This window comes from Neobacillus sp. OS1-2 (assembly GCF_030915505.1).
GTDB lineage: Bacteria > Bacillota > Bacilli > Bacillales > Cytobacillaceae > Neobacillus.
In genome coordinates, this window is the sequence record NZ_CP133265.1 from 3,166,327 (window position 1) to 3,189,971 (window position 23,645).

The window sequence follows — 23,645 nt, forward strand, 5'->3', positions numbered from 1 at the left end:
GGAAGCGAACCGCTTTCTCTTTTTTTCAAACTTTTGTCACAATATTGCTCTCCTTTTTTTCTAAAAATAATGTTAAAATGTCAATATAGAAAGATAATCATTCTCAATTAAACCTAGGGTAGGGTGATATACATGTTCGGTTCTTTAAAAGCAGGAGATAAGGGGAAAATCATAGATATTTCACATGTTGGTCGCCTAGTTCAAAGACGCTTGCTTGACTTAGGTATTACGGAAGGCTCAGAAGTGTGCGTGAAGTGTGTCATGCCCTTTGGCGGCCCGATTATGATTGAATCGTGTGGACAATGCGTCGGCATTCGCCGTAAAGAGGCAGTTCAGATTGAAGTGGAGAGAATATAATGGAAATCGCTCTTATTGGTAACCCCAATACTGGAAAAACATCATTGTTTAATAATCTTACAGGTTCCTATGAATATGTTGGTAACTGGAGCGGTGTAACAGTTGAAAAGAAAGTTGGCGTATTCAAAAATAATATTGGCCAATTAATTGATTTACCCGGTGTCTATACTCTAAATCCGCTTTCAAAGGATGAGGGTGTTGTTACCTCTTTCTTTTTGAATGAGTCGGTTGATCGGTTGCTCAATATTTTAGATGCATCACAATTAGAACGGAATTTACATTTGACCCTGCAATTGCTGGAGTTTGAGAAGCCGGCTCTGATTGGCCTTAATATGATTGATGTAGCCAATAAACGTGGGATTCACATCGATTCTTCCAAACTCTCAAAAGTTCTTGGTGTTCCTGTTGTCCCAGTCGTGGCAAGGAGCGGAAAAGGCTGCGACAAGTTAGTGGATGTCATTTCCACAAAATCAATCGAGCCAGCCAACAAGAATCTTGTTTATTATGGCATAGAGGTAGAAGAGGCGATTACTTCCCTGGCAGGTGAGTTAAGCGGTAAAACGAATCGCTCACTGCGCTTTCTTGCAATTCAATATTTTGAAGGAAATGAATATGTAATAAACTATGTAAATGGGATTGCAGACAAACAACGGGTAAACACGATAATGGCCAACCTGGAAGCGAAGTTGCAGAAACAAGCTGCGGGTAAATCATTATCAAATATTATTTATTTAAAAAGGAAAGAAGTCATTGAAAAAATAGTCGCAGAAGTCGCAAGAAAAAGTGATTCGACCATCCCATTATCAGAAAAGATTGATACCATTGTGACAAATCGGTTTCTGGGGATGCCGATATTTTTGCTGCTTATGTATCTGATGTTCATGCTGACATTTGATTGGCTTGGTACACCGTTATCAGATATTTTAGATGGCTTTTTAACAGGACCCGTAACCGCCGGATTTGAAAGTGTTTTATCAGCTATCCACGCATCTCAATTTATTCACGCTTTGATTATTGAAGGATTAGTTGCAGGGGTCGGCGGGGTTTTAGTGTTTGTACCGCAAATCTTTATTCTGTTCTTCTTTATTTCATTACTAGAGGATTCAGGGTATATGGCACGTGTCGCTTTGGTCATGGATCGAATTATGGAATCGGTGGGGTTAAATGGAAAGGCGTTTATTCCGATGATGATTGGTTTTGGCTGTAATGTACCTGGTATTATGGCGGCAAGAACGATTGAAACCCCACGTGAACGATTGTTGACCATACTGCTGACGCCATTAATGTCATGTTCCGCCCGCTTGCCCGTTTATGCCATATTTGTAGGAGCCTTTTTTGCAGGCCATAAAGCATTCGTGGTATTAAGCCTGTATGTTCTTGGGATTGTTGTCGCTTTAATTCTAGCAAAAATCTTTTCTACTACTTTATTAAAATCAGAAACATCCTTATTTGTCATCGAACTGCCTCCATACCGGCTTCCACAGTTCCAGTCCTTGTGGAAAAGTACTTGGGACAAGGGGAAAGGGTTCGTAAGGAAGGCAGGTACGTTTATTTTTGCTGGTTCTGTCTTTATCTGGCTGTTGTCCTACGCGGGCCCGCATGGATTAAAAGTAGATATGGATGATAGTTATTTAGCGGTGATTGGAAATGTGATTGCCCCTATTTTTGACCCAATTGGTTTTGGAACCTGGCAGGCATCTGCTTCATTAATTACAGGTTTCTTGGCTAAAGAAGCGATTATTTCTACCATGAATATTATTTATTTCGTACCGAACGATGCTAGCTTGCAGGGATTATTGGCTGATTATTATACTCCGCTTGCTGCCTATAGTTTTATGGTATTTATCCTTTTATATATCCCGTGTTTAGCAACTGTAGCAACCATTTATAAAGAAACTGGATCAAAGAAGTGGACGGCTTTTTCAATGACCTATGCCTTCGTGATTGCCTATATTTTGTCTTTGATTATTTACCAAGGCGGAAAACTGTTTGGGTTGGTTTAATTTTAAAAAGAGGTGGAGCAAATGATAGCCAGTGTGGTCATCGGTGTTGCGATTTTTGGATATGCGGCCTATGCATTAGTAAAGTTTATCAATAAATCGAAAAAGGGAAAATGTGCGGCATGTGATTTGAAAAATTCTTGTTCCAGCCAGTGCGGCCTCCCCGGAAGTGAAATAATTAATTTAAATCTGCTATCTTAAAAGGATAGCAGTTTTTTTATCATAAAATTTGAATGATCGTAAAATCTTGTGTAAAATTACACTAGATGCATTTGAAGGAAGGGCTTATAGTGACCAGGGAAGAAATTATCATGCAAGTTTCTGAAAAGCTTCGTCTAATACGAACAGAAGCAGGATACACACAGGATAAAATGGCGGATATAATTGGTGTATCGAAGAAAACACTCGTACAAATTGAAAAAGGAAGAGTTCTTGCTAACTGGTCCACTGTTGTATCGATTTGTGCACTTTTTCGCGAAACGGAAACGGTCCAATTTTTATTTGGGAACGAGCCCCTTGAGGTATTAGAAACGGTGGCCCTTAATGGAATAGATCTTCGTAAGACCAAAACGTTGGGTGGCCGAGTTTGGTGGAAAATACTAACCCAGAAGAATGGTTTCATTCTCCAGCAAAATATTTTAAGTAAACATTTTCGGATTTTGGATGCAAGAAACTACCGGATCTTTAGCAGTTTTGATGAAAAGCTTTCAAAACAGCGCTATAAAGAACTAACAAAGAGCGAATAATAATGAAGACTTGGAAAAGATGGGCACCTCTCGCTCATCTTTTTTTCATAGCCAAACCGACATAAAAAACAGTCGAGTATCGAAAAGTATACCTGTTATAGAGATTACAGATAAAGGATGTCATCGAATTGGTATTTAAAGATAAGGTAAGTGACATTTTTAAGAACTGGAAAAAATGGCATTTGCTCCAAATAATTGTGCTAGTTATGTTAATGATGGTTCTAAGCTTTTTTGGCCTTCTCTATTATTTTTCAAAGGATGCAGATATTTCAGAGTTGAAAAATGAGCTTCCACAACCCACTGTTTTTTATGATGTCGGTGGGAATGTGGCCAGTAAGGTGTCTGCCAATAAAAACGAAGGGGTGCCAATTAAAGAAGTTCCCGATTCTATGAAAAATGCGATCGTTGCCATTGAGGATCACCGTTTTTACCGGCATAATGGGGTGGATTTGATTGGTACTTCTAGAGCATTGTTCCATGACCTTAAGGCAGGAGGAATGGTTGAGGGCGGTAGTACCATCACACAGCAATTGACGAAAAATACAATCCTCACTTCTGAAAAGACAGTAAAGAGGAAACTTCAGGAAGTATTTTTAGCAATCGCGGTAGAACGAGAATACACGAAGCAAGAAATCCTACAAATGTATTTAAACCAAATTTATTTTGGAAATGGTGCATATGGTATTAAACAAGCCGCTGGCAAATACTTTGCAAAAGAGGTTAACGATCTATCCATAAGCGAATCTGCCATGCTAGCAGGACTGATAAAGGCGCCATCTGCACTAAATCCTTACGAACATATGGAAAAAGCCACGGAACGACGCAATCTTGTGTTAGCACAAATGAAAGAGCAAGGCTTTATTTCCGCTGAGCAATATGAAAAGGCGAAACAGGATAAAGTCGTCTTAAATGATAAGGGCGGTGATCCGTTTCGCGGAAAATTTCCTTACTATGTCGATCAAGTATTAGATGAAGCTATCCGAGAATACGGGTTTACCCAAGACGAATTATTGACAGGCGGCTATCAAATTTATACAGAGCTTGATCCACTGATGCAAACGGCAATCGAGAATACTTATTCGAATGATACCTTATTTCCAAATGGAAAAGATCCTCTTATGCAAAGTGGCGGTATTTTAGTAGATCCCAAAACGGGCGGGGTTAGGGCGCTTGTGGGCGGCAGGGGCGAACATACCTTTAGGGGTTATAATCGAGCCTCCCAATTAAAGGCACAGCCGGGATCTTCCTTTAAGCCTTTGGCAGTTTATGCTCCTGCACTTGAAGACGGCTGGAAAATAACAGATATGTTAAAAGATGAGGAAATGAAGTTTGGGAATTATCAACCTAGTAACTACGATCATCAATATGCAGGCGAAGTACCAATGTATGAGGCGGTTAAGGAATCGAAAAATGTTTCCGCTGTTTGGCTGCTAAATGAGCTGGGAATTGAAAAAGGGTTGGATTCTGTTAAACGGTTTGGTATTACTTTGGATAAAGAGGATCATAATTTATCCATGGCTCTTGGCGGGCTACATAAAGGTGTTTCACCGTTGGATATGGCTGAGGCCTTCTCTGTTTTTCCGAATAATGGTGTTAGAGTGAAAGCGCATGTTATTCAAAAAATTGTTGATTCAGGAGGTAAGGTTGTAGCGGAATGGAAGGTTGAAAAGGAGAGAGTAACGACCAAGGCTGTAACTGACAACATGACAACGATGCTGCTTGGTGTTGTCGAGCAAGGGACAGGAGAACCGGCGCAAATACCTGGGAGGGAAACGGCAGGGAAAACCGGCTCTACTCAGGTTCCTATTAAAGGAATTAACGGTTTGAAGGATCAATGGTTTGTCGGTTATACACCGCAGTTAGTGGGAGCTTTTTGGGTTGGCTATGATAAAACAGATGCCGATCATTATATAACACCCACTAGCGGAACAGGGTCATCGGTTATTTTCCGCGAAGTCATGAAGGAGGCTTTGGAGAATTCACCTAACGAAAGCTTTAAGGTACCACATATTGCATCATTAATTGAACAACGGAAAAAAGAAGAAGAAAAGAGTAATATTGGGGAGAAATTTAACAACGAACTACAAAAATGGGAAGAAAAATGGAACAAACAGAAAGAGAAGTGGAAGGACAAGGGGAAAGGAAAGGGTAAGGCCAAGGATAAAGGGAAGGGGCATGGGCATTAACAATTTCAATTGGGATATTGGAGCCCTCGCCCTTGAAGAAAGCGAGAGTAAGGTATCTAATAGAGACCATTGGAGCCCTCGCCGCCCAAGAAAGCAAGAGAAAGGTATCCAATAGAGACCATTGGAGCCCTCGCCGCCCAAGAGAGCAAGAGAAAGGTATCCAATAGAGGCCATTGGAACCCGCGCTATCGAGAAAATAGAAAAAAGGTATCCAATAATTTATTGGATACCCAATTATTAAAGATACGTGAACCATTATATTAAAATAAATCTACTGAAATAATCATTCACTCATAGCATGTCCATTGTCCATACCCAACTGACTTCAGATTATTACTTAGAATCCTCTTAAACATTTTCTTTGACCCAATCCCCCCGCACCACTCATAAACCACATTCGTAGTAATCTTCTGCACTGGAAATAAAAGCTTAAGTTCCTTCACACTTCTTAGTACCGCTGCATCAATACCCTCTTCACAGCCGCAATCATCACAAATAAGCTTCCTTCCATTAACAGTAAGCGCAAACGATTGGCACGAAATGCAAATGATCCCTTTCTGCTGTTCTTCATAGTCATAATGGGGCACACGCGTATATGGAGATTCAACTTGATGCAGGGAAACCAAAAGGTCCGCAAGCTTTCTGTGTTTTTCATTAATCTTCCCTGGCCAGGAATTTAATTTTCTCATTAGGGCAGAAACCTGAGTAGGAAGTGTGAGTGGCTCATTTTTTGGTGCTTGGTAGAGAGTAAACTCGGGGTTGATAAAGACTAATCGCGGTTCAACAGGTAGGTGATAACCGTGTTTTTGGAGCAATTGACGGAACAGATTTTCACATCGTCTTAATTGTGTTAGAGGATTATTGGTAAGTCTTCCAGTCTTGTAGTAGAACTCACCGTTTTCAAAACAATAATCGCTTTCTAAATTCTTAACATCAAACAGGTAAAGTTTATCTTGAACAAGCAATGTGTCAATTTGGAACTTCGTTTTGTTTACCTCAAGCAGCAAATCGTTTACAATCAAACATTCACTTGCCAATTTTTCTGTTAAAGAATCAAATTGCACCTCTCCTTCAAAGCCTTTTTTCAAATTTAAATAGTTTCTCTTTTCATCATCGGACAGATTCCAGCGAGCGTGTAAGCTGCATAATATAATCATTTCTTCCCGTGGTAATCGTGGCTTATATGCCATAAAGCACATCCCTTCACATAAACTTCAATTTTATTTTATAGAATAAATAGACGTAGACTAAAAATTTATATGGACAATTATTGACATTTTTCCAAAAAAACGAAAAGCTAGTAATGAACAAATTCCTGTTTCATACGTCTAACAAATGTAGAGAGTTTAGCAAGGATGATGGGGAAAGAGAGGGCTATTGCCGAATGGATGCATTGATTAAAAATGCAAAAAAAGGGGATCATCTTGCTTTTGCCACGTTGTTTAAAGAAAATTATCCTTTCCTTGTAAAATATTTAATGAAAATTACAATGAATCCTGATACAGCAGAAGAAATAGCACAGGAAACAATGGCGAAATGTGTGCAAAAGATTCACCTTTATAATGGTCAAAGCAAATTTAGTACATGGCTGGTTTCAATCGCAACCAATACATACATTGACCAATGCCGAAAAATAAAACGAGAGAAAAGTTGGCAAGATCAAGAGGAAGTATACCGTAAGTTGAAATGGCATTTTGAAAGCAGAAATGAAGAGTGGAATGATGCCATGGAGGCACTTGGGAAATTGCCAGAGGATGTTAGGGTACCTATCATTTTGAAGCATTACTATGGTTATTCCTATGAAGAAATTGGAGAATGGATGAATATTTCTCCAGGAACAGTAAAATCACGGGTTCATAATGGAATAAAGTCAGTCAGAAGGGAGCTGAAGCTGGGTGAAGAATCAGAAAGTCATCAAACTGAACAGCGAACAACAAAATAAACAAGACATAGATACGATTGCCGAGCTGCAAGGGGGATTACAAAAAATCGATCAGTTCCCCGTCTATACGCCAAATTTACAATGGTTTGAACAATTTGTAATACAGGAACAGCAGAATAAAAAGAAAAGATTCATCAGAGACATGTCAATTTTCTCTATTATCTCACTTATCATTTTAAGTGGGATAATCATATCCCTTTATCAAATGCCAGTTATTTTTATCTCTGTGCAAATTATCACCATCGTCTTCATCGTAGTATACAGCAGTGTTCAGCTTGTAAAGAAGGCGAATCATATATGAATAAGGATCTTTCATTAATCACCGTAATCGGAGTTGTCCTGATTTTATTAACGCAAAGCATCTATTTATTTATTGATGCCAGGAAACGCAACCATAATTATTGGCTCTGGGGAATTGTTGGTCTAATTCAGGCACCAATGCCAACCCTATTTTACTTGATTTTTGTCAGAAAAATATTTCAAAAAAACGATCGAAAAATGGGGGATTCAAACGATAATGATGGGGACGAATGAACCCCATTCGGGTAAGCAGCCATTAGGTTAGAGCCGACTGCCTTCAACATGAGTCGGCTCTAAGGCTCTAAGTGCTTCTAATAGGTAAGGCCGACTCGCGAGCCAATAAATTCGTCGCTAAACAGCTGTTGAAATGCGAAGTCACCGGTATCAAATATCGAGATCGACGAAGGATTTTCCGGTAAAACGTCTTTTTCGTATCGATAGTTGCCCATTCTTTCACCGACAGGCAAATATGTGGGACAAACGACTGTCCAATCAAGGCCGGACTCCTTTAATAACAAATAGGCTTTTAAATGTTCCTCGGCATCCTTCGTGCTTTTCCGCTTTGATTCTGCCGATTGAAAACGGTATAAATGTGGAGCAGATCGAGCCTGAAGGATTCCCGCTGTTCCAATGGTAATAATCCGCCTGATTCCGCTTTCCTTCATATACTTGGTAATAATAGGAATGGAATCAGAAAGTGTTGAACTTCCATCCGTATTTAGTGCGCTGATGACTGCATCTGAACCATAAATTGAATCGGCCAGAACTGCTTGATCTAGAACGTTTCCTTCGATTACGGTGAGCCCTTGGGCTTCAATGGTATATTTAGTTAGATCCCTTACAACGGCTTTGATAGAAAGATGGTGTGCTAAGGCATTCTCAAGAATAACCGAACCCACTCTTCCTGTTGCACCCAAAAGGCAAATGTTCACAAAAAATTCACTCCTTCGTCACTAAAGTGTTATTTTTATCACTCTTTCATCCTGCCCCTTATGATATTTTAAACTTACATTAATTCTAAGGGTGGGATGTATATGTCAGAGTATTCAGTTGTCTTAGGCATCGGTAGTTTTTTAATCCTTTCTTATTATATCGGATATACCCTTTTCAAAGCATAGGCTGCAGACAAAATGTCTGCAGTTTTTTTTATCCGGAAACTTTCCTATATTATTATAAAAAGGAGATGATTGGGTATATATATGGAAGGAGTAGAAAAGAGTGAGGTGGAATTTACGTGGAGAATGATCGAATAGAAAAAGATACGCTTGGTATGGTCCGTGTTCCTGCGGATAAATATTGGGGAGCACAAACACAGCGGAGCAAGCAAAATTTTAAGATCGGTACCGAAAAAATGCCTTTGGAGCTCATTTATGGTTTGACCTTTATTAAAAAGGCAGCCGCAACGGTAAATTTTCAATTAGGAAAGCTGAGCGAAGCAAAAATGAAGACGATTCATAAAATTTGTGATGATATTCATCATGGCGACTTTGATGAACATTTCCCATTGATTGTCTGGCAGACAGGGAGCGGTACCCAAACAAATATGAACGTCAACGAGGTAATCGCCAATCGAGCCAATCATTTACTGAACGAGCAGAAGAGTACAGAAAAAATACATCCAAATGATGATGTCAATATGTCGCAAAGCTCAAATGATACATTTCCAACGGCCATGCATATTGCGGGCTATATAAAAATAACTGAAACACTAATTCCAGCTTTACAGCAACTAAAAAACACACTTCTTGAAAAAGAAAAAGCTTTCTCAACGATTGTAAAAATTGGCCGTACGCATTTACAGGATGCCACACCATTGACGCTTGGGCAGGAGATTAGCGGCTGGAGGGCCATGCTTGAAAAAGACGAAAGAATGATCAAGGAAGCAAGTACCTATCTCCTTGATTTAGCTATTGGCGGGACGGCGGTAGGGACAGGAATTAATGCCGATCCGCAGTTTGGCAAAAAAACAGCTGAGCAGATTGCCTCACTTACGGGTTACCCTTTTCGCACTTCGGAAAACAAATTTCATGCATTGACTAGTCATGATGAAATTGTTTATGTTCATGGAGCACTAAAAGCCTTAGCCGCAGATCTGATGAAAATGGCTAATGATGTCCGCTGGCTTGCAAGCGGGCCAAGGAGTGGAATTGGCGAATTGACTATTCCTGCTAATGAACCGGGCAGCTCGATCATGCCGGGAAAAGTCAATCCAACACAAAGCGAGGCATTAACCATGATTGCGTGCCAAGTGTTTGGCAATGACGCCACCATTGGTTTTGCCGCCAGTCAAGGGAATTTTGAGCTGAATGTGTTTAAACCGGTTATTATTTATAACTTGATCCAATCGATTAGGCTTCTTACCGACGGAATGCAGTCCTTTAATCAAAATTGTGCAATCGGTCTGGAAGCAAATGTGGAAATCATAAAGGATCACGTGGAGCGGTCGTTAATGTTAGTAACGGCATTAAACCCACATATTGGCTACGAAAAAGCTGCTGAAATTGCCAAGCTTGCTTTTAAGGAAAATACCACGTTGAAAGATGCCGCCCTTAAAACGGGATATGTTACAGCAGAACAATTTGCAGAATGGTTGAAGCCTGAAAAAATGATATAAATGACAATGAAAGCCCCCTCCGATGAAGGAGGGGGCTCAGCCAAAATATTTATTTGTTATAAGTGTTTTTGCTTACAATTAGCGTTGGAATCCGCCAAGTTGAGATTCAGCCATTTGTACAAGACGCTTGGTAATTTCTCCACCGACAGAACCGTTAGCACGTGAAGTAGTATCCGCACCAAGGTTAACGCCAAATTCTGTAGCAATTTCGTACTTCATTTGATTAAGTGCTTGCTCGACGCCTGGTACTAAAAGTTGATTAGAGTTGTTGTTACTAGCCATGTTGAATAACACTCCTCTTAATAAGTTTGGGGTCAGTATGGAATTGAACCATATTAGTGCCTCCTAGGCCTAACCCATATTATTATGTTCCTTTTAGTAAATTGGTTGGATGCTCCGGAGTTGCACCGGTTAAGGCCCTTGTTGGTTGGCTTCATCCATCGGTGTAATGGTTGCTTTGTTACTGCTTTGTTGTTGCTTTGTAATCTTTATTATGAATCATTCTTAAAGATCTATTCGAAATTCTACTTGGTAATTTATTCCGTTACATAGGGCGAGTATATTAACATAAACTAAGATTATCAAATAATTCAAAGGGTGAAATGAATGGCGATATGCCCGGTCTGTAATGGTTTAAGGGAACTCTACTTATTGTGTACAAATTGCGGGAAACCTATGATGGAAAGCGGCAGGCTTATGGATTATTACGATGATTATAGTCCATATATGGAGATTAATTTAATGAAAATGGAGGATGGGTATCCGGATACGAATTCAGGAGAAAAATGTCCTCATATATACAGGTGTCCTACTTGCCAATCGGATGAAGTCGTTTTTATAAAAGAATAATCCCCGTTAACAGCTTAACGGGGATCATCACATCACACAATATGAATTATTTATCAGTAAGGGTACGAATTCTGGATTCTGTATCGGCATCAAAGAAATGAGCCTTATTTAAGTCGAACGCAAGGTCTACAACATCGCCAGGATGGACATCTGCACGTGAATCTAGGCGTGCAACGAAGTCTTGTCCTCCAATACTAGAATAGACCATTAATTCTGCACCTGTTAATTCAGCAACATCAACATTGGCTTTGATCTTAGTACCTGTAGAGGCTTCAATGAATACAGGCTCATCATGAATGTCTTCCGGGCGCACCCCAAGGATAATGGGTTTTCCAACATAACCTTGTTCACGAAGGAATTTCATTTTACCTTCTGGAACCGCAATCGAGACATTTTCAATGACGAATTTCCCATCTTCTAATTTACCATGGAAGAAGTTCATTGCTGGAGACCCAATGAAGCCGCCAACAAATACATTTTCTGGTTTTTCATATACTTCTTTTGGTGAACCAACTTGTTGAATAACCCCGTCCTTCATAACAACCAATCTTGTCGCCATTGTCATCGCTTCTGTCTGGTCATGTGTTACATAGATTGTCGTTGTATCTAGGCGGCGGTGAAGCTTAGCAATTTCTGCACGCATCGCTACACGAAGCTTCGCATCAAGGTTTGATAATGGCTCATCCATTAAGAAGACTTTTGCATCACGGACAATCGCACGACCTAAGGCAACACGCTGGCGCTGACCGCCTGAAAGTGCTTTTGGTTTACGAGTTAAGTATGCTTCTAAGCCTAGAATCTTAGCTGCTTCTTGCACGCGGCGGTCAATTTCACTTTTTTGAAATTTACGAAGCTTTAATCCGAATGCCATATTATCATAAACTGTCATATGTGGATAAAGAGCGTAGTTTTGGAAAACCATCGCAATATCACGATCTTTTGGCGCTACATCATTGACTCTTTTTCCATCAATGTAGAAATCGCCCTTTGAAATATCTTCAAGACCTGCAATCATCCGAAGTGTTGTAGATTTACCGCAGCCAGATGGGCCAACAAACACGATAAATTCTTTATCTTCAATATGCAAATTAAAATCCTGGACTGCCGTTACCTTATTATCGTAAATTTTAAAAATATGATCTAATTTTAACTCTGCCATTTTAAATGCCTCCCTGTTTTATCTTGTACCATTAGTTTACAGGGAAAGGCATGAAATCCATATAGACAGGTTGCACAAAGAATGAAAACGCTTTTTTGGGCACATTGTCATTCAGCGAGTTGATTTTCAAAAAGCAGGCAGGCGAAGAAAACGGTAAAAGCACCATAAAAGTCCTTTAATCCGATTCCGGTTTTTTCAGTAAATTTATCAAGTCGATATTGGAGTGTGTTGCGGTGAATATACAATTTTTTCGCCGTCATACTGGCATTTAAATTATTTTCCAGAAACACCTTGATTGTCGTAAACAGTTCAGGATCATCATGAAATACCCAAACGATCTCTTGGCTCCCCCTTGTGTTCAATTCATTTGGCAAGAAATGTGCCAGATAGGCAGGGAACACCCGTTCGAAGTTAAAAATACTCGGATTGCTAAGTTTTGTCATAGCGAAAGAAAAATATTCCTTTTCTAATAGAAATTTTGAGCGAAGCTGTTCTGAAAGGAGATTAATCTTTCCAATAAAAAAGGATATTTTTACATAAAAGTCACTTGCCAATGTTTCTGACATTAAAATGAATTCTTCCTCAGTAAGTGAAATATGCTTTTTCTCCTCAATAACTATTCCCCGTCTGCCATTCTCCCAAATAATAATGACATCTTCTGTGAAAAATCCTTTTAGGGCAGATTCGATTTCCCCTTGATTAACATCATTACCGTTTATATCGAACTGAATCAATCGTATAAATGTTTCGCTATGTGTTAATGGGACAGGGGCATGTATAAATAAAAAGTCATACCAGGCTTTTTCCATGGTGGAGGCTTTGGGTACCTGTAATGCCTCTAATCTGTAAAGGGCTGTAAGCAGCCGTAATTCTTTTTCACTTACATCCGTTTTAGGAATGCCAATCCATTCATTCTCGGCCTCACTATGGAAGTAATAAAATTGTTCAGATGGTTGAATCGGGCGAGTGGAAAACAGGATAGAATTTTTATATAGAGCTACTAATTTTTTCAGCAAGGTTCAATTCCCCATTATCAAATTTTTTCAATATAGGTTCTATTATAGCAATTGTGAGTAAAGGGGTAAAAATAAAAGAGGCTGGGCCTAATTAATAGGGGACAGCCTCTTGTAATGGCAATAAATATTAATCACACTCATATGGCGGTTGTTCCTGAATAAGATCGCGAGCTTCTTCAATATTTGTGGTATCATGACGGGCATGGACGGAGCCGCCAGACATTCCCTCATTGATCATCCGGTCAATATCCAAATAGACCATATCTCGGCCTTCGTAAGTAGAACCTTCATTTGTTAGCTTATCTTTTCCTTTTTCCATGACGAACCACCCTTTCCTAATTTTCAAACTTAGTTTACGGAAAGGAGCATTTTTCATGCACTGTACAGAGCTATTTAGATTTATTCATAAACATGGAATAGCATTAATTCATGAACTTGGCTTGTTAATGCCTCGATATCTTCTTGTTCAGGTGTATTTGCAGTCCATTCAATTTTCCCCGTTTGGTGGTAGACCCCTGTATACCTTTGCTTTTTATGATAAAAGGAAAAATTCCAGCCTGGAATATTTTTGTTTTCAAATAATGGCTTGAATTGGAAGTGCATGAGCATTTGTCTAGTCCTCCTTCGATAATATGCGGCATACTTATAGCTTACCTTTTTTAAGGAATTAGTTAAATGGAATTTTTGATCATTTCTGAAAACCCGTTAACTGAAGGAATAATTGGCAAAGCTGCTCGATTTTCCCTTCTTCAATCTCCGATTCATCAAAGCTCATCGGTTTTGAATTTACTTCATAAATATAATATTGACCTGTTTTACTTATGCCGGCGTCGATTGAAAATTCACCGAAATAACCGAACTGCTTTGAAAGGGCATTGCCAATTTGGGGGACAATGGTTTGAAAAAACTGGTCATGCTCGCTTGTTTGCAGGAGTTTATAGGGGAGAAGTCTTCCGCCTGCAGGGATATGGGTAGTAACCGCCTGTTCTTGTGACTGCCTAATGCCGACACCTGTTAAAACGTAATCATTGTGGTTTCCATGTGCCAGGATTCGAAAGTCAAAACGTGCTCCTTCATACTCTGCAGATCTAATCTCCTCCTGCGCTAGGTAGTTTTTTTCAAGAAGCAACTTGTTCCAGTGATCCCAAAAGTGGTGGAACGATTTGTAGCTTTCTTGCCTATTAACTCCTTCTAATTCAATTCGAGAAGAACCCTTTTTCCTTAAACGAAAAATCCCTTTCCCTTTCGAAGATTGCCGTGGCTTTAAGTAAATTTCTTGATATTTGGTAAAAAAAGAAAACAACTTCTTTTTATGGTCGACAAGGATTGTTTGCGGCAAGTATTGCTTAAGATGATCATGGCTTTTCAACAATTGAAATAGTTCATATTTATCGATAAAACATGGGTTGAAAAAGGGGACATCTTTTTTTCTTAAGATTGAAAAAAAGTTCTGACTTTGGTCGTTCTGCTCTGATTTTCGAAAAGGAATCCGATTGTAAACAAGATCAGGATAGGGGAATCGTTTCTTATGCCACCGATTGTCTTCTGGGGAATATACATAACCAATAATATACTCTTCCCCAGCGGCCTCAGGAATAAAGACAAAGCTTATTCCATTTAATGAAATAAGCTTTTTTTGCAATTCTGTAAAAAGGAGGCCGTTCCCTGCGATGCCGCCATCGGCTTTCTGCGATGTCATAATGCCAATCAAAGGTGAAAAGTTATGTGTTATCATTTAAATAATACCTCTGGATGTAATAAGGATTGTTCGGTAAGAAATACGGCAAAAGCAATCGATAATTTCCGTGTGAGGTAATCAAATTCTTTCAATTCCGGATGGCTGAAAATTGACCTGCCTGGTTTAGAATTAGCCTCAAAAAGCCATACATCCCCGTTACGGTCAATTCCTAAATCAAAGCCAATCTCACCAATAATCCCTTCAACATTTGCATCAAGGGCAGTACTTAGCAGAAGCGCAGCATTCGAAAGCCTTTCCGTATATAATTCGCATTTCTCAGCAGGGAAGATTTCACTGATTGTTTTAATATCTCCGCCGCTGCGCGCATGTGTCGTCACACTGCCGGAACCGGCAATTTTGGCTGCAATGGCGGTTACATGCCATTTACCCTGATCGTCTTTATTCGTATGAACGCGAAAATCAATTGCACGCTGTTCGTTTCGGAGGAGATGTATCCCTTGTTGGACCAGCATCGTTTCTACTGTTTGATGGGCAAATACGGATTGGAATAATCGTTCCAAACTAGAATATTTTCGCAAACGGTTTACTCCTTGATTGTCTTGGTAGCGGCAATAATAATCGTCGGTATGTTTGTCATAAATCACTTGATGTACCCCAAGTCCTAGGCTGCCGTTTTTGGGTTTGAGGTAAACATGACCGTATTTTGAGAGCATGGTTTCGATATCAGAAAAGGAAGTAAACGGGTAGGTTTCAGGGAGGTAATTGGTTACCGCAGCATCCTGCTGCAGTCGTTCATAAATATCCAGTTTATTGAAAAATCCCGGATTATACCACGGGATAAGATATTCTTTTTGCAATCGGTCCCTTACCTTGATTAATTTTGGATTTCCTTCACTTTTCCGATTGGGGAGTCGGTCGTAAATGACATTTGGTAAAGGAACCTCGACGATTTGCCAGCCCTCATTATGAAAGAAGTATCCTTCAATGGTTCCCTGTTCCCAGTTAATATGCTGCTCCCCAAAGACAAAAGGCAGGGCTCCGACTGTTTTATTGACAGAAAGCAACTTTGAAAAAAACAATGTTCTTTCACCCATGGGCTGCTGGGGAAAGGAGGTAAATCCGGCAGTGAAGATCCCAACAAGCGGGCCTATATAGAGAATTTCATTTTCCACAAAGGCATGAAGTGGAACTTTAAAATGAGGAAACTGGATTGCCTCTTGAATTTTCCTGCTAATGACAATTCGATCATCCTTATCGGGATGGGGGAGGAATTCCACCTCCATTGATTTCGAGCCAAAGGCAATTCTTTTGATTTGCCTATCTTGAATGACTGTTGGTGGGCAAAAGACAATTAATTGATCGTTTTGAACAACTTCAATGAGATAATGTTTTCTCATAATTGGTCTTCCTTTCAATTTGCTCACTCTGAGAAAGGTATTTTCCGTAAAGAAGTGGTGCTTGGCAAAGGGTTTTCTGTAACTCCGGCCGGGTCTGTAATAGAACCTTTCTACCTGGTTTTGAATTGAGATCTAGAATCCATATAGACCCATCTTTGGCGATACCGATATCCACACCTATTTCAAATAAGGGCAAAAATTCCTTTTCGAGAATAACAGGGAGCTTGCTAAGAATATAATCTAATTCTTGACTGATATATTCGCCTTTCGCAGGTGTAACGGAGGAAAGCCATTCTGAAAACGTGATGACGGATCCACCGGCACTAAGGTTTGAAAGGATACCGCCTGTGGTGCCTGTGCGAATTCCTTTGCCTCGTTCTACCCAAGCTCCATGTTCATTTTTTTGAAGAAGTGTACGGATATCAAAAGGCTGCTGCTCATTATTGGACAGTTCCAGGTACGGTTGTAAAAGGTAGCTGCGAGTCATCAATAATGATTTTAACCATTGAATAAGCTTGGTTTCATTTGGGAAAATCCGCGAAATAATCTTTTTTTGTTTTTCCGTTTTTACATGATAGGTTTTATCATTTTTCTTTAGGTAATAAATTCCGTAACCTTGTGAGCCGTTAATCGGTTTTAATATGATTTTTTTCATCGCCGAGAGTTCAGATAAAACGACTGTGGGATCAGAAACGGATTGTGATTTGGGTAAATAGGACGATAAGAGCGAGTTTTTTATGGCATCGTATAGATCGAGTTTATTAGGCAGGCCGTAACCTAAAAAGGTAATATCATTTCTGCTCTTTAACCAAGAGACGATTGGCAGGCATTGTTTGGAATGTTCATCCTCTCCGTAGAAGCAGCGGTCGTAAATGATAGTGGGAATAGGTAACTCCGCATCCATCCAGCGTTTAGTATCGGAGACGAATTTTCGCCCCTTCACTTGAAGAGTGCGGGGATTGATCGCTGATGGAATAAATTGAAAAACCTCGAGGCCGTTCGATTCTGCAAGGTCGGCCATCTCGTTTATATATGAAAGTTCACTTTCCATAGTTAATGTCATAATTCCAAAGATAGTCAATTTAGTTCCTCCTTTTCTAGGGCCGAATCATGGGCAAGCTTCGAACAAAATTGAATAATTGCTTTCGCGGACGGCCTTATCTTTCCTAAACCATCCTCGAAGTTCTTCGATGGCTTAGAATTCACCTCGATTAACCACGGTTTTCCTTCTTGATCAACACCAATGTCGATACCAAGTTCTCCCGTTATCCCTTCTGAATGACGGCTGATTACCTCAGCTGTTTCTAGGGCTAATTCTTTAATTAGTGCAAGAACCTCAATGGATTGCTTATCACTCATACAGGTTCGTAGGGCATTCAAGGGTCTTGTAATCGTGCCGCCTTTTGCTAAATTTGAAACAAATTCCTTTTCCGCTGCAATTCTTGCTACTGTTGAGGTTACAATCCATTGATTATTTTGATCTTTATGGCATAAAACTCTAAAATCCATCGTCCTTGATTGATGTTTAATAAAGGTTATCCCTTGTTGGATAATGTAGATTTGATGATGAAGCAGCGGTTTTATTTGTTGGTATATTTCATCTAAGGAATATTTTTCAGTTAAATGGTTAGTCAGGGCCGGCAATGAAGTTTGCAAGGTGTAGTGCTGATGCCCTTCTTCTTTTACCTTGATAATATTTCGACCTTGACTGCCATGAATAGGTTTAAGAAAAATAGTTTCATATTTTTGGGCAAAATCATAGAATAGTTCCTTTGAACATATTTTTGTCTCGGGAATATAGGAATATAGCTGACTTTCTATTTTTACCTTTTCGTGCGCTTCCCATTTAGAAAGAAACCGATCATTAAAAAATGGAATCATGTGTTCATCAAGTTTTTGACGAAACTCCTTATAGAGGGTGGAATTTTCAAGTTTTCTGGAATGAATCCGGTTGTAAATAACATCTGGCATGGGAAGATTTGCCGGAACCCATTTGCCATCCTCTAGGTAATAACCTGAGTCGGAGAATTGATCAAATGAAAATACATAAAAGAAGCCGCCATACTCGCAAATACCGCGATGAAGTTCTTCACAAAACAAATGTATGGTGCGAAAGTACGGTTCCACCATCTGATTCGTTTTGAAATCGGTTAGCAAACCAATAACAGGTCCGAGTTTAAGCGTATGACTTTTGGAAAAAACGTTTGCTTGAAATGTATAGCATTGAATAGGTAGCATCAATGCTTTTATCATATGATCAGGAAGATGAATCTCATTAATGGCTATTTCTGCTATTTGTATTTCTGAGGTAATTGTTTTTTGCCCAATTTTGATATTCAACTTCCGGTTCTTGTTTAATTGCAGATGGGTCAACAATTTGTTGGACATTTGAATTTGCCATGTAGCTTCATTTGTCCATGTTTTAGGGATCAGTTTTACCCTTATTGGGGTTAATGAATAGGACATGAACACTCCTCATTTGCGTATAAATGGGCATTCGTTGATATAGTACTATATGTGTGAACAATAATGATGGTGATTTGAACATTCTCGCATTTAATCGAATAGTTTGTTATAGTTGTGAAGAATTGTTTACTTTAGAGGGAGTGACCAAAAATGGCAGTTAATTTATATGATTCGGCATATGCCTTAGAGACAGCAATCCGTCAAAGCGCTGAGTACACACAACTTCAGCAGGCATATAACGAAGTCAATGCCGATCCACAGGCAAAGCAAATGTTTGACCAGTTCCGTCAAATCCAAATGAATCTGCAGCAAAAACAAATGATGGGACAGGATATTTCTGAACAAGAAGTCCAACAGGCACAAGCAACAGTAGGCCTCGTTCAGCAAAATCCAAAGATTTCACATCTCATGGAAGCAGAACAACGAATGAGTATGATTATTGGTGAATTAAACAAGGTCATTATGAAGCCATTAGAAGATCTATACGGAACAATGTAAACTTCATAAAGACTAGTCCATTCGCAAAGCCCTCGGTATTCGTACCGAGGGCTTTTTTCGTCCATAGGCATTTCCGACTTTCCTGTTCTATAAATGAGTGAAAAGTCATAAAAGTGAAAGTAAGGTAATTCACCAAGAACAGGGGGCAACAACATGATTTATCGCTTACTTGCGTTAAATATTGATGGGACGCTTCTCCAAACGAATGGAAAAATTCATAAGTCTACAAGGGAAGCCATTGACTATGTCCAGCAAAAAGGAATTTATGTCACGCTTGTCACATCACGCAGCTTTCCTTCAGCTAAAAAGGTGGCTAAGGCGTTAAAAATAAAAGCACCGCTGATTACCCATCAAGGGGCCTATATTGCTGGGGTAGAATCAAAACCGGTCTATGTAGAAAGAATCAATGAGGATATTACGTATGATACAGTCCGTTTTTTAGAGGCATTACCGTGCCAAATTCGCCTCGTGCATGAACAATTTTCCTTAGCCAATAAGATAAAGCTGCACAATCATTTGTTAGCAAAAACTGTCTTTACTACTGGAGATCCTGTTTTCTATTCCCAACAATTTGTTTCTTCATTAAGTGAATATTTACATGACCAGCCGGTTACACCGCCGAAGATTGAGGTTTATTTTGAAGAGAAAAGGGATTTAAAAGATGCTAAAAATGCACTAGGTAACATGTTTACAGAAATTGATGTAATAGAGCTTGATTCCTTAAGGTTGGATATTGTTCCTGCCGGTGCCTCAAAGCTTGCCGGCCTTTCCTATCTGGGCAGCCAACTTGGCATTCGAAAAAGTGAAATGGTCTATATCGGGGATGGTATGGATGACATTCCTTTGATTGAAGCTGTAGGTCTTGGGGTTTCCATGTGGAATGCCGACTTTGAGGTAAAGCGAGCTTCCGACTGGGTAACAAGATCAGAAAATGAGCATGGTGTTGCCTATATGGTAAAAGAACACTTTCGCAAGCAACAGCCAATTGAGTTTTTAAGAAGGATGAAAATCATAAGAAAATAACTTCCAAGTGATATCATGGGCAATTGCCTTTGATATCTTTTTACTTATGGCTTGAGAAAGATTTCCACTGTATTGACCTTAGTTTTCTGATTCTGTACACTTAAGAAAGTTAAAACTGAAAGGTGATATAATTGAGAATTTCGATACTAGGGTTAGAGGATGAAAGATTCAGCCGACCGTTGCAGCTCATTGCTAATTTATTCTTTGAAGAAACAAAGATTATTATGGCAAATGCTGAAGAGGCGGATGTACAAATAATATTTAATTTGCAAGTCCTGAAACAGATTTCAGTTTCAGCAGAATTAACAGACAAGGGCGGAAAAGTAATTGCTTCTGATTACCAAAAGGAATTCTTACTGGATGATTCTGAAAAGGAAAAATTTAAACAAATAAAAAATGCCGTTGCTCATGTTTATTTAACGGTGTTGCAGAATTGGACAGGTATTACCCAAAAATGGGGGATATTGACGGGAATCAGACCCACCAAATTACTTCATCGTAAAGTCCGAGAAGGGGTTCCGTTACAGTTCGCTCATCAGCAATTAATGGATGATTACTTAATCACAAACGAAAAAATCGAGCTGATGCAGCAAATCGTTGACCGCCAGCTTGCCGTTGTTCCTGACCTGTACTCACTGCAAAAAGAAGTCAGTATCTATATTGGGATTCCTTTTTGTCCAACAAAATGTGCCTATTGCACTTTTCCTGCCTATGCCATAAACGGAAGGCAAGGCTCAGTGGATTCATTCTTAGGCGGGCTCCATTATGAAATGAAGAAAATTGGTGCCTGGTTGAAGGAGAATGGAGTGCGGATAACTACTGTTTATTATGGCGGCGGTACGCCAACGAGTATCACCGCAGAAGAAATGGATATGCTTTATGAGGAAATGTACTTGTCGTTTCCAGATGTAGAAAATATCCGCGAAATTACCGTTGAAGCGGGTCGGCCCGATACGATTACACCTGAAAAATTAGAAATCTTGAAAAAGTGGCATATTGACCGGATCAGTATTAATCCACAATCCTACACACAAGAAACATTGAAGGCTATCGGCAGGCATCATACCGTTACTGAAACAATTGAAAAATACCATTTAGCACGGGAAATGGGTATGAATAATATAAATATGGACTTGATTATCGGGTTGCCAGGTGAGGGAATTTCAGAGTTTACCCATTCTTTAGCTGAAACAGAAAAGCTAATGCCTGAGTCTTTGACAGTCCATACGTTGTCGTTCAAGCGTGCATCAGAAATGACCAAGAATAAAGAGAAATATAAGGTAGCTGAACGTGAAGAAGTCGAAGGTATGATGGAACTTGCACAGGATTGGACGAAAGATCACGGCTATGTACCATATTATTTATACAGACAAAAAAACATACTTGGTAATCTTGAAAATGTCGGTTACTCGTTCCCTGATCAAGAAAGTATCTATAATATCATGATCATGGAGGAGCAACAAACAATTATTGGACTTGGCTGTGGAGCGGCGAGCAAATTTATTGATCCAATTACTGGAAAAATTACTCAATTTTCCAATCCAAAGGATCCCAAATCCTATAACGACGGCTTTGAATCCTATACAAATGATAAAATAAAAATCCTTGATGAGTTATTCTCCTGCTTAAAATAAGTGGGAGACTTTTTTTATTTTATTTGTTCTTAATAAAGGGTTAATTATTCTCGATGTCGAATACTTATATGGATTGCCCCATACACTTCAATGGGGTATTTAAAACGCATTCATTCTTGGAGGGGGAGATTTAGTAATGATGCAAACACCTTTAACGATGACTCAAATGATTGAGAGGGCAGAAAAGTATTTTCCGAAGAAACAAGTGGTATCCAGGACGGCAAGCGGTATTCAGCGATTTACCTATAACCAAGTTGCCGAAAGAACGAGGAGGCTTGCTGATAGCCTAACCAAATTAGGAGTAACGAAAGGTGAAAGGGTAGGAACATTAGCCTGGAACCATCACCGTCACCTGGAGGCCTATTTTGCAATTCCATGTATGGGTGCCGTTTTGCATACGATTAACATCCGCTTATCACCTCAGCATATATCCTACATTATCAATCATGCCGAAGATAAGGTTCTTCTCGTTGATTCAGACATCCTGCCATTACTCGAAAGCTGTGCGGCAGAATTAAAAACGGTTAAGGCATTTATTATTATGACCGATGAAAAAGAATTACCGAAGACCAAACTCTCTCCTGTTTACCATTATGAGCAGCTTTTAGAAGAAGCAAATCCTGATTATACCTATCCAACAGATCTTAATGAAAATGATCCAGCAGGTATGTGCTATACCTCTGCTACAACCGGGAATCCAAAAGGTGTCGTCTATACTCATCGAGGGATTTTTCTCCACAGTTTGGCTTTAGGCCTTGCAGACAGTGCTGCCATAAGTGAAAAAGATATTGCCCTAACCGTTGTTCCAATGTTCCATGCCAATGCCTGGGGAATGCCGTTTGCGGGAGTCTGGTTCGGAACGACACTAGTTCTTCCAGGGCCATACTTCACGCCAAAATTATTGGCGGAATTGATCGAACAAGAAAAAGTCACGATAACAAGCGGTGTTCCGACCATTTGGCTTGGATTACTTAGAGAGCTTGATGAGGGTTCCTATGATTTAAACAGTTTAAGGGGAATCTTATGCGGTGGTTCAGCAGCGCCGAAAGGAATGATTAAAGCCTTTGAGCAAAAATATAATGTGCCATTCATGCATGCATATGGGATGACGGAGACAAGTCCGCTTGCCCTTTTCTCCACTTTAAAAAGTTACCAAGAAGATTTAGATTATGAGGAACGACTTGATTTGCGGGCCAAACAAGGCACGCTTGTTCCAGGGTTAGAAATGAAAGTTCTTGGTAAGGATGGCGAAGTTGCCTGGGATGGAAATGAAATGGGAGAATTGTGCCTTCGAGGCCCATGGATTGCATCAGAATATTATAAAGACGAGCGGACAAAGGATGCCTTTCACGATGGTTGGCTCCATACGGGAGATGTTGTGACGATTGACGAGGAAGGTTTCGTGAAAATCGTTGACCGGACAAAGGATTTAATTAAAAGTGGCGGGGAATGGATATCATCGGTGGATTTAGAAAATGCTCTAATGGCACATGAGGCGGTTTTTGAAGCGGCAGTTGTTGCCATTCCTCATGAAAAATGGCAGGAACGCCCGCTTGCATGTGTAGTCTTAAAGGATGCATATAAAGGGAAAACCACAAAAGAAGAATTAATAGAATTTCTTACACCGCAGTTTACTAAATGGTGGATTCCAGATGAAATCCTTTTCCTGGAGGAGATTCCTAAGACATCAGTTGGAAAATTCCTGAAGATGGCCTTACGTGATCAAGTTCAAAAAGAAGTAACGCGAAAAAGTTAAGGA

General features: G+C 39.6%; 24 protein-coding genes. 13 read left to right on the forward strand and 11 right to left on the reverse strand.

Annotation, left to right across the window (positions count from 1 at the left end):
- The first annotated feature begins 132 nt into the window (after positions 1 to 132).
- The 5 genes from RCG19_RS15620 to RCG19_RS15640 all read left to right on the forward strand — a co-directional run bounded on the left by RCG19_RS15620 (position 133) and on the right by RCG19_RS15640 (position 5,289).
- Positions 133 to 357, forward strand: coding sequence for a FeoA family protein (locus RCG19_RS15620; RefSeq protein WP_166241712.1), 225 nt, complete (start codon positions 133 to 135; stop codon positions 355 to 357).
- On the forward strand, positions 357 to 2,360 hold the full coding sequence (gene feoB, locus RCG19_RS15625) for a ferrous iron transport protein B (protein ID WP_308107882.1): 2,004 nt from the start codon (positions 357 to 359) through the stop codon (positions 2,358 to 2,360). Before RCG19_RS15620 ends, feoB begins: the two co-directional genes overlap by 1 nt.
- A 21-nt stretch (positions 2,361 to 2,381) precedes the next feature.
- A complete protein-coding gene (locus RCG19_RS15630) occupies positions 2,382 to 2,558 on the forward strand; it encodes a FeoB-associated Cys-rich membrane protein (protein WP_308107883.1) in 177 nt (58 codons plus the stop codon).
- Between the two features lie 89 nt (positions 2,559 to 2,647).
- Positions 2,648 to 3,103, forward strand: coding sequence for a helix-turn-helix transcriptional regulator (locus RCG19_RS15635; RefSeq protein ID WP_166241706.1), 456 nt, complete (start codon positions 2,648 to 2,650; stop codon positions 3,101 to 3,103).
- 128 nt (positions 3,104 to 3,231) lie between these two features.
- The gene (locus RCG19_RS15640; protein WP_308107884.1) at positions 3,232 to 5,289 is read left to right on the forward strand and encodes a transglycosylase domain-containing protein; all 2,058 of its coding nucleotides are present in this window, start codon (positions 3,232 to 3,234) and stop codon (positions 5,287 to 5,289) included.
- 287 nt (positions 5,290 to 5,576) lie between these two features.
- Here the strand turns inward: RCG19_RS15640 and RCG19_RS15645 are convergent, their stop codons facing one another.
- Complete coding sequence (locus tag RCG19_RS15645; protein ID WP_308107885.1) at positions 5,577 to 6,479, reverse strand: nuclease-related domain-containing protein; 903 nt, start codon at positions 6,477 to 6,479, stop codon at positions 5,577 to 5,579.
- 194 nt (positions 6,480 to 6,673) lie between these two features.
- On the opposite strand from RCG19_RS15645, the gene sigY reads away from it, so the two are divergent.
- From sigY to RCG19_RS15660, 3 genes are read left to right on the forward strand one after another with little or no spacing between them, the layout of a single operon-like run.
- Positions 6,674 to 7,231 carry an RNA polymerase sigma factor SigY gene (gene sigY / locus RCG19_RS15650; RefSeq protein WP_308107886.1) on the forward strand — a complete coding sequence of 186 codons (558 nt, stop codon included), beginning with the start codon at positions 6,674 to 6,676 and terminating at the stop codon, positions 7,229 to 7,231.
- Positions 7,185 to 7,532: a YxlC family protein gene (locus tag RCG19_RS15655; protein WP_308107887.1), complete on the forward strand. Its 348-nt coding sequence runs from the start codon at positions 7,185 to 7,187 to the stop codon at positions 7,530 to 7,532. Before sigY ends, RCG19_RS15655 begins: the two co-directional genes overlap by 47 nt.
- Complete coding sequence (locus RCG19_RS15660; RefSeq protein ID WP_308107888.1) at positions 7,529 to 7,765, forward strand: sigma-Y antisigma factor component; 237 nt, start codon at positions 7,529 to 7,531, stop codon at positions 7,763 to 7,765. Before RCG19_RS15655 ends, RCG19_RS15660 begins: the two co-directional genes overlap by 4 nt.
- A 77-nt stretch (positions 7,766 to 7,842) precedes the next feature.
- On the opposite strand, the gene RCG19_RS15665 is transcribed toward RCG19_RS15660, so the two are convergent.
- Positions 7,843 to 8,463 (reverse strand): NAD(P)-dependent oxidoreductase, encoded by a 621-nt coding sequence (locus tag RCG19_RS15665; protein WP_308107889.1) that lies wholly within the window; start codon positions 8,461 to 8,463, stop codon positions 7,843 to 7,845.
- Between the two features lie 302 nt (positions 8,464 to 8,765).
- Here RCG19_RS15665 and fumC point away from each other — a divergent pair, with 302 nt between their 5' ends.
- The gene (fumC, locus tag RCG19_RS15670; RefSeq protein ID WP_308107890.1) at positions 8,766 to 10,145 is read left to right on the forward strand and encodes a class II fumarate hydratase; all 1,380 of its coding nucleotides are present in this window, start codon (positions 8,766 to 8,768) and stop codon (positions 10,143 to 10,145) included.
- A 78-nt stretch (positions 10,146 to 10,223) separates the two neighbouring features.
- On the opposite strand, the gene RCG19_RS15675 is transcribed toward fumC, so the two are convergent.
- The 9 genes from RCG19_RS15675 to RCG19_RS15720 all read right to left on the reverse strand — a co-directional run bounded on the left by RCG19_RS15675 (position 10,224) and on the right by RCG19_RS15720 (position 18,731).
- Entirely contained in the window at positions 10,224 to 10,427 is a 204-nt protein-coding gene (locus tag RCG19_RS15675) for an alpha/beta-type small acid-soluble spore protein (protein ID WP_166241692.1), read from the reverse strand.
- A 613-nt stretch (positions 10,428 to 11,040) separates the two neighbouring features.
- Positions 11,041 to 12,153 (reverse strand): ABC transporter ATP-binding protein, encoded by a 1,113-nt coding sequence (locus tag RCG19_RS15685; RefSeq protein WP_166241688.1) that lies wholly within the window; start codon positions 12,151 to 12,153, stop codon positions 11,041 to 11,043.
- Between the two features lie 107 nt (positions 12,154 to 12,260).
- Positions 12,261 to 13,169, reverse strand: a complete 909-nt coding sequence (locus RCG19_RS15690) for a PucR family transcriptional regulator (RefSeq protein ID WP_308107892.1) — start codon at positions 13,167 to 13,169, stop codon at positions 12,261 to 12,263.
- Between the two features lie 127 nt (positions 13,170 to 13,296).
- Complete coding sequence (locus RCG19_RS15695) at positions 13,297 to 13,488, reverse strand: hypothetical protein (RefSeq protein WP_308107893.1); 192 nt, start codon at positions 13,486 to 13,488, stop codon at positions 13,297 to 13,299.
- Between the two features lie 80 nt (positions 13,489 to 13,568).
- Positions 13,569 to 13,778: a YheE family protein gene (locus RCG19_RS15700; protein ID WP_166241682.1), complete on the reverse strand. Its 210-nt coding sequence runs from the start codon at positions 13,776 to 13,778 to the stop codon at positions 13,569 to 13,571.
- Positions 13,779 to 13,857: 79 nt separating this feature from the next.
- The gene (locus tag RCG19_RS15705; RefSeq protein ID WP_308107894.1) at positions 13,858 to 14,904 is read right to left on the reverse strand and encodes a YheC/YheD family endospore coat-associated protein; all 1,047 of its coding nucleotides are present in this window, start codon (positions 14,902 to 14,904) and stop codon (positions 13,858 to 13,860) included.
- Complete coding sequence (locus RCG19_RS15710; RefSeq protein WP_308107895.1) at positions 14,901 to 16,265, reverse strand: YheC/YheD family endospore coat-associated protein; 1,365 nt, start codon at positions 16,263 to 16,265, stop codon at positions 14,901 to 14,903. The genes RCG19_RS15705 and RCG19_RS15710 overlap by 4 nt, the downstream gene beginning before the upstream one ends.
- Positions 16,243 to 17,346 carry a YheC/YheD family endospore coat-associated protein gene (locus tag RCG19_RS15715; protein WP_308107896.1) on the reverse strand — a complete coding sequence of 368 codons (1,104 nt, stop codon included), beginning with the start codon at positions 17,344 to 17,346 and terminating at the stop codon, positions 16,243 to 16,245. Before RCG19_RS15715 ends, RCG19_RS15710 begins: the two co-directional genes overlap by 23 nt.
- The gene (locus tag RCG19_RS15720; RefSeq protein WP_308107897.1) at positions 17,343 to 18,731 is read right to left on the reverse strand and encodes a YheC/YheD family endospore coat-associated protein; all 1,389 of its coding nucleotides are present in this window, start codon (positions 18,729 to 18,731) and stop codon (positions 17,343 to 17,345) included. Before RCG19_RS15720 ends, RCG19_RS15715 begins: the two co-directional genes overlap by 4 nt.
- A 150-nt stretch (positions 18,732 to 18,881) precedes the next feature.
- On the opposite strand from RCG19_RS15720, the gene RCG19_RS15725 reads away from it, so the two are divergent.
- From RCG19_RS15725 to RCG19_RS15740, 4 genes are all read left to right on the forward strand, one after another.
- Positions 18,882 to 19,229, forward strand: a complete 348-nt coding sequence (locus RCG19_RS15725; protein ID WP_166241675.1) for a YlbF/YmcA family competence regulator — start codon at positions 18,882 to 18,884, stop codon at positions 19,227 to 19,229.
- A 153-nt stretch (positions 19,230 to 19,382) separates the two neighbouring features.
- Positions 19,383 to 20,252, forward strand: a complete 870-nt coding sequence (locus tag RCG19_RS15730) for a Cof-type HAD-IIB family hydrolase (protein WP_308107898.1) — start codon at positions 19,383 to 19,385, stop codon at positions 20,250 to 20,252.
- A 131-nt stretch (positions 20,253 to 20,383) separates the two neighbouring features.
- Complete coding sequence (locus RCG19_RS15735; RefSeq protein ID WP_308107899.1) at positions 20,384 to 21,886, forward strand: coproporphyrinogen III oxidase; 1,503 nt, start codon at positions 20,384 to 20,386, stop codon at positions 21,884 to 21,886.
- Positions 21,887 to 22,022: 136 nt separating this feature from the next.
- Complete coding sequence (locus tag RCG19_RS15740) at positions 22,023 to 23,642, forward strand: long-chain fatty acid--CoA ligase (RefSeq protein ID WP_308107900.1); 1,620 nt, start codon at positions 22,023 to 22,025, stop codon at positions 23,640 to 23,642.
- Positions 23,643 to 23,645 lie beyond the last annotated feature (3 nt).